This window comes from Natronomonas sp. (genome assembly GCF_046483325.1).
Classification (GTDB): domain Archaea; phylum Halobacteriota; class Halobacteria; order Halobacteriales; family Haloarculaceae; genus Natronomonas.
Map to the genome: position 1 here is coordinate 43,571 of NZ_JAWODL010000033.1, position 6,480 is coordinate 50,050.

A 6,480-nucleotide genomic window follows, 5' to 3' on the forward strand; every position below is an offset into this window, starting at 1 on the left:
GCCGCCGCGGGAAGTAAACGGATTCGAATGTCGTTCGAATAGATGAGACGCTCCGAGCGACGCCGTTCAGTGACCCATTCCACCACCGAGTGGCTGGTAATGTGGTAGCCGGGGGTGCGGGAGGTGGATCCCGATCGCCATCAGCCCGTGCGCCAACAGAACGTATCCGAGAACGACGAATACGGCACCGAGCAAGCGGTGCAATCGGCGGCGGTGAACGGCATCGACCGACTCGATGAGCGTTCCGTACAGGAACACCGCCGGAATCGTCCCAATCCCGAGCGCGGCGAGCGCGACCGCGCCGGAGATCGCCGATCCGGTGGCGAAGGCGAACAGATATGCGGGGTACAACATCGGGCACGGAAGCAGCGCGTGGAGCGCGCCGAGGCCGACGATGCTGGGGCCGTTCACCAACCGCTGGACCCGAACGGCGAGCCAGCTTATTCCTCGCCCGACACCTGGAATCCGAAGCCCAGCGCCCCCGCCGCCGAGCAGATACTTTCCGCCAGCGACGATGACGAACGCCCCGACGGCGATACCGACGCCGCCGCGAACAAGGTCGGCAATCGCGGTCAACTGATCGGCGGTGACGAACACGAGCCCGCCGAGCGCTCCGAACGCCGCACCCAACAGCGTGTAGCTCGCCGCTCGCCCCACGTTGAACAGCGCGTGTTGTCGCACCTCATACAGCGTGAGGTGTCCCGGTCCCGCGGGCCGCGTTACGGTTTCGGTCCCGCCGTCCGTTTGGGGCCGCATCCGATCGGAGTACATCGTCACGAGCGGACCACACATCCCGATACAGTGTGCTCCGCCGAGTAGTCCGATCGCGAAAAATAAGAGAATATCTATCCGGAGCATGGATTCAAACATGTTCAGATATTATCTACTCGGCAACGGCTCACATTAGCGGTTCTGGTGCAAACGACAAAAGAGGCCGACAGCGGTCGGACGACGATGTGAGAACCAGCGATCGTCGGCAGTACCGGGGAGAGGACCGATGGGCGATACGAGTGTAAATACATTTCGCCCGTTCCGAATGCTGGGAGTCGCCGAAACACATACGTTGGTTCTCCGAGCAATTCCGAGCATGTACGACAGCATTCTGTTGCCAACCGACGCCAGCGCGGGAATGAACCGAGCGGTCGAACACGCCATCGACCTCGCAGATCGGTACGACGCGACGTTGCACGTACTCTACGTCGTCGACACCGACACGTACAGTTCCTACTCCGGCGACGAGTACGTCCACGAGTTTGAGGGCTTAGAGAGCGCGCTCGAACAGGCAGGCGAAGAGGCGATTGCGGAGGTCGTCGAGGCAGCCGACACCGCAGGCGTCGAGACGACCGCGGTCGTTCGACACGGCGTTCCCCACGAGGAGATCCTCGCGTACGCCGACGAGGCCGACATCGGGCTCACGGTGATTGGCTCGAAGGACCGGCCGGGAGAGTACCGCCGCCTCCTCGGCAGCGTCGCCGAACGCGTCGCCCGAATGGCGGAACGTCCCGTGACCGTCGTGAAAACGCCGGTCGACGGATAACCCGCGTTTGATCGACAGCCCGATCAGTTCTCGACGCTCGAATCCGACGTCTCAGCCTGGTCATCGTCCGGACGACTCGTCGATGTTGCGCCGATGAGCTACGTTCGCTTCGGTGATCGTCTCGACTCGGTGTCGACTTTGCGTATCGGGTGTGAATCGATCAGAAAACCGGAAGACGTGGCAGGGATCGTGCGGTGATCAGACGACCCGAACCGATTCGGGATCGAAGCGATCGCCGCGCCAGCGCCAACTCGCGATCGGCGGCTCGTCGGCGAGCGAGACGATCACGTACGAGTAACCGGGCCACGCCGCAAGCCGAGCGTCGGTGTCACTAGGTTCGAGGGGGCCGCGCGGGTGGGAGTGATAAAAGCCGACGATGTCGAGCTCCGATGCGTCGATCCGTTCGAGCAGTTCTAACTCTTCGGCCGGCGCGATTTCGTATCTGACTTCGGGCCTCTCAGCCGCGTTGGTCGCCCGATACGCCCGCTCGACGCGCGATGGGTCTCCGTGACGGCCGACGAGAATACCGACGACCTCCGCTGGCGATCCCGACCGGGCGTCTTCGACGATCCGGCATCGAACCGCGTCGGGAAGTTCGAGCGTCATTCGAGTGCCGAAAACGAGGTCGCCATCCACGGCTCCTGGACGTCGAAGCGCTCCGGCTGGAGCAACGCCGCGAGCGTCTCCAGCGTTTCGACGACGCGCGGACCGGGGCGGTTCGTGAGGTGGTGGCCGTCCATCGCGTACGCCCGGTTCATCCGGACCGCGCGCAGACTCGACCACCCCTCCCGCTCTGTCAGATCGGTGCGGTTCTCGGCGGTCTGATCGAGTTCGAATCCGCAGGGGGCAGCGACGAAAATGTCCGGGTCGTACTCGCGGATCTCGTCCCACTCTCGCGGCGTCGAGGCGTCTCCGGGATCGGCGAGGTCGTACTCGCCGCCCGCGAGTTCGACCAGCTCGGGCACCCAGTGGCCGGCGACCATCGGCGGTTCGAGCCAATCGAGCACCGCGACGGTCGGACGGATCGGACTCTCGGCCGCCGCCGCGGCGACGCCGTCGATTCGTGCACGAAGCGAGGCGAGGAGTTCCCCCGCGCGATCCGCTCGTCCGAGCGCGTCACCGATCGCCTCGATGTCATCCAGAATGTCGTCGACGCTGTGGGGATCGGTCGTCATCAGTTCGCAATCCAACTCGAGTTCCTCGATCGCGGACTCGACGACTACCGTGTCGACGGCACACACGTCACAGATCCCCTGAGAGATGACGACGTCCGGATCGGCGGCCGCCAGCGACTCGCGGTCGATCCGGTAAACGCCCCCTTCCGTCGCCGATTCCTGGACCTGCTCGTCGATCTCGGCGCTTGACGCCGATGCGTCGATGCGCGACTCGATGACCGACGGCGTGTTCTCGACTGTCGGCGGGTAGTCACACTCGTGTGAGGTCGCGACCGGCTCGACGCCGAGGGCCGCGACGATCTCGGTGGCCGACGGCAACAGCGACACGACGCGTGGGGGCACGGTTCTCTGAATCCTCCTACCCGTTGTTTGACCGCGGGAGAAATGAATCTGCTGGCGCGCGATGGGCTACATCGACTCGGGCGCTTCGACCCCGAGGATATCGAGAGCGTTCGCGACGGCGTGTCCGGCGGCGATCACGAGCGCCAGCCGGGCAGCCCGCGTCGCCTCGTCGTCGGCCGTGATGACCGGACACTCGCGGTAGAATCCGTTGAATCGGTCGGCGATCTCGCGGGTGTAGGTCGCGATGCGATGCGGTTCGTGGTCTTCGGCCGCGCTTTCGATGACTCCCGGGAAGCGGGCGATCGTCCGGAGTAACTCGCGCTCGGCGTCAGTCGAGAGTACTGAGACGTCGAGTTCGGGAGCGATCCCGTCGGCCTCGCCGATGATTCCACAGCAGCGCGCGTGGACGTACTGAACGTACGGGGCCGACTGGGCCTCGAAATCCAGCGCGCGTTCCCACTCGAAGGTGATCGCCTTCGCGGGCTGTTTCGAGACGATATCGTACCGGACTGCACCGATCCCGACCTGTCTGGCGATCCGCTCGACGCCGGATCCGTCGAGCTCGTCGTCGCGGAGTCGGTCGTCGAGGCGGCTTTCGACTTCCTCGCGTGCGCGGTCGATCGCCTCGTCGAGGAGGTCGTCGAGCTGGACGCCGGTCCCGGCGCGGGTAGACATCTTCCCTTCGGGCAGGTTCACGTACGAGTAGACGACCGTGTCGAGTCGGTCGGTGTCGCTGCCGAGATCCTCCAGGGCCGCGCGGAGTTGGCGGGCCTGCAGTTTGTGATCCTCGCCGAGCACCGTCACCGCGCGATCGTAGTTGTCGAACTTCCACTCGTGGTGGGCTAAATCGCGGGTCGTGTACAGCGAGGTGCCGTCGGCTCTGAGGAAGACGAGGTTCTTGTCGATCTCCTCGAAGGTGAGTTGCCACGCGTCCTCCTCGTAGACCGCCCGTTCGTGTGCTTTCAGCCGGGCGACCACGTCGTCGGTCGAGCCGTCACGCATGAATCGGCTCTCCTTGACGAACTCGTCGAACTCCGCGGGGAGGCGGGCGAGGCACTCGCGCATACCACCGAGCACGGCGTCGACGACCCTGGTGACGCGCTCGTAGGTCCCTTCGTCGCCCTCCTCGAGCCCCTGAAGGATCGCCGTGATCTCGGCTTCGGCCTCCTCGACGGCGTCGGGGTCGGCGTTTTCGAGGTACTCGTTGCCCTTGCGGTAGTAGCGGACCATCCGGTACTCCGCGCGGTCACGGGCCGGTTCGGGAAGTTCGGACTCGTCGAACGTCTCGTAGGCCCACGTGAAGACGGCCATCTGTCGGCCGGCGTCGTTGACGTAGTAGTGGCGCTCGACGTCGTAGCCGGCGTAGTCGAGCAGGTTGGCGACGGCGTCGCCGACGATGGGATTTCGCGCCCGCCCGACGTGGACCGGGCCGGTCGGGTTCGCGGAGGTGTGTTCGACGACCACGGACGTGTCGCGCGAGTCGAGCGAGCCGTAATCGTCCGCCTGGGCCGCTTCGAGCGTCCCCGCGAAGTAGGCGTCGCTCGGGACGAAGTTGAGGTACGGCCCCTGTGCGTCGATCCGGCCGATATGTCTGTACGCGTCGGCGTCCAGTTCGTCGAGCAGTTCGGCGGCGACTTGTGGCGGCGGCGCGCCGGCCTCCGAGGCGAGTCGGAAGGCGACGCTGGATGCGAACACGGCGTCGACGTCCTCGGGGGGTTCTTCGAGCCCGAGGTCGTCCGTCGGATAGCCACGGGCGGCGAGCGCGTTGGTGAGCGCCTCCCGGACTTCCTCTCGCAGGGGGATGTACATACCTGATGGTCCTCCCGCCTCATAAAGGGACTTTCGAAGACGTGGATACGAACGTGAGCCCGACCATCCGCTCGCGTAATCGCGACCTTTAGGGCGCTGTGTACCAATCGATTCGTATGCCCAAGCAGGTCGACGATCCCGACTACCACAGCGAAAACCACACGGCCGCCCAGACCTGCGGGTGGACCGCCAACGCCCTGCGCGGCGAGGGTCGCTGCTACAAGAACCACTTCTAACTAACCACGGGTTCTATAAGAAACACGTTCGTAGGGGTGACTGTAGTTATGACTGTCACCGACGACCCACCCCACCGATACAAAGGTGCCTTGAAGCGACTCGGGAAAGCCGATATTCCCGAAGCGGACGAAACGCATATCCGTGAGTTCCTTGATGCGATCGACCCGGAGATCAATACGACCAACTTCACGAACGATAGCGGCAAGCGTGAAACCAAATCCTACGGAACGCTCGCGGCATACACCCAAGCATTGAAACGTGTGTCCGAACTTGCGGAACGGCCACTAACCGAGTTCAAATCAGCCGAGGAGATTAACAAGCTGTTCGAAGGCTTCCGACGGGGAACACACCCGAATGTGAAAGACGACGGCTACGGGAAGAGTACACTCGGTCAATGGGAAAGCGCCGTCACCAAGTTTTTCGAGTATCACTCCCACTTCGGGATTGACCAAACGGAAATCGTTATTGATGCGAACCCGGAAACGAAGGTTGACGACCGGGATATGTACACCCGAGAGGAGATCGAAGCCCTTCGGAACGCGGTGACGAATGACCGCGATCGGTGTATGTTGGAGCTGTTTTTGAACACGGGCCAACGAATCCGTGCGATCCAAACCCTTCGGTTGAAGGACGTGGATACCGACGAAGGTGTGTATTATCTGAACACCGAGGACGACGGGTTGAAAGGGGCCGACAAGAACGGCCGCAAGCGGCCGCTGCTTGGCGCTAAGCGCCCGGTGTATGACTGGGCGAAGAAACACCAAGGCGGGCCGGAAGACTACCTCATAACGCCGCTGCCGAGCGCGAACGGCGGCATACATGGAGAGAAGCTTTCCCAGTCAACCATGCGCCGATCCCTTCGGCGACTGGCCGACCGCGCCGACGTGGACAAACCACCGAATCCCCACAACTTCCGGCACTATTTCGTGACGACGTGCAAGCGTGATTACGGCATGGACGACGCGACGATCAAGCACTTGATCGGCCACGGACAAGGCAGCCGGATCATGGAAACGACGTATCAACACCTCAACGACGAGGACCATATCAAAGCGGCCGAAACTGCTGCCGGGCTTCGGAAAGAAAAGAATGAATCGCCACTCACCCCACAGGCGTGTCCGACGTGTGGTGAACCGTTAGATCAAGGCTCGAAGGCCTGTCCGGGTTGTGGTACTGTGTTCGCTCCGAACGCCAAGGCAGCCGAAGAGCAGATCCAAGAAGGAATTAAAGAATCCTACAAGCAAGCGGACCCCACGGACACGGAAACGATGGAGGAAATCGAAGCGGTCGAAGAGGCGCTTGATGAAAACATGGAGCAGATCATGCAGAGCGACGAATTGATGAATCAGATAGCGGATAAGGTGGCCGAACGAATGGCCG

The 6,480-nt window shown here is 63.0% G+C and carries 6 protein-coding genes and 1 pseudogene; 3 read left to right on the top strand and 4 right to left on the bottom strand.

From position 1 onward, the window contains the following. Positions 1-66 precede the first annotated feature (66 nt). Positions 67-870, bottom strand: coding sequence for a sulfite exporter TauE/SafE family protein (locus tag R6U53_RS09880; protein WP_410322196.1), 804 nt, complete (start codon positions 868-870; stop codon positions 67-69). A 217-nt stretch (positions 871-1,087) separates the two neighbouring features. Here R6U53_RS09880 and R6U53_RS09885 point away from each other — a divergent pair, with 217 nt between their 5' ends. After that, a complete protein-coding gene (locus R6U53_RS09885; protein ID WP_410322197.1) occupies positions 1,088-1,537 on the top strand; it encodes a universal stress protein in 450 nt (149 codons plus the stop codon). Positions 1,538-1,735: 198 nt separating this feature from the next. On the opposite strand, the gene R6U53_RS09890 is transcribed toward R6U53_RS09885, so the two are convergent. The 3 genes from R6U53_RS09890 to argS form a co-directional block, all read right to left on the bottom strand. Beyond that, a complete protein-coding gene (locus tag R6U53_RS09890; protein WP_410322203.1) occupies positions 1,736-2,143 on the bottom strand; it encodes a desampylase in 408 nt (135 codons plus the stop codon). Beyond that, positions 2,140-3,054, bottom strand: a complete 915-nt coding sequence (locus R6U53_RS09895) for a cobalamin-binding protein (RefSeq protein WP_410322198.1) — start codon at positions 3,052-3,054, stop codon at positions 2,140-2,142. The genes R6U53_RS09890 and R6U53_RS09895 overlap by 4 nt, the downstream gene beginning before the upstream one ends. A gap of 66 nt (positions 3,055-3,120) precedes the next feature. Next, positions 3,121-4,863 carry an arginine--tRNA ligase gene (argS, locus tag R6U53_RS09900; RefSeq protein ID WP_410322199.1) on the bottom strand — a complete coding sequence of 581 codons (1,743 nt, stop codon included), beginning with the start codon at positions 4,861-4,863 and terminating at the stop codon, positions 3,121-3,123. A 116-nt stretch (positions 4,864-4,979) separates the two neighbouring features. On the opposite strand from argS, the pseudogene R6U53_RS09905 reads away from it, so the two are divergent. Both R6U53_RS09905 and R6U53_RS09910 read left to right on the top strand, forming a co-directional pair. Continuing rightward, a pseudogene (locus R6U53_RS09905) lies at positions 4,980-5,096 on the top strand (4-demethylwyosine synthase TYW1); the annotation flags it as partial. Positions 5,097-5,147: 51 nt separating this feature from the next. Further along, positions 5,148-6,480, top strand: a 1,333-nt coding sequence (locus R6U53_RS09910; protein WP_410322200.1) for a tyrosine-type recombinase/integrase, incomplete at its 3' end; no start/stop codon positions are given.

Bases quoted from the DNA above. Each gene is read 5' to 3' on its own strand.
- argS (WP_410322199.1), bottom strand. From the start codon at position 4,863: ATGTACATCCCCCTGCGAGAGGAAGTCCGGGAGGCGCTCACCAACGCG.
- R6U53_RS09880 (WP_410322196.1), bottom strand. From the start codon at position 870: ATGTTTGAATCCATGCTCCGGATAGATATTCTCTTATTTTTCGCGATC.
- R6U53_RS09885 (WP_410322197.1), top strand. From the start codon at position 1,088: ATGTACGACAGCATTCTGTTGCCAACCGACGCCAGCGCGGGAATGAAC.
- R6U53_RS09890 (WP_410322203.1), bottom strand. From the start codon at position 2,143: ATGACGCTCGAACTTCCCGACGCGGTTCGATGCCGGATCGTCGAAGAC.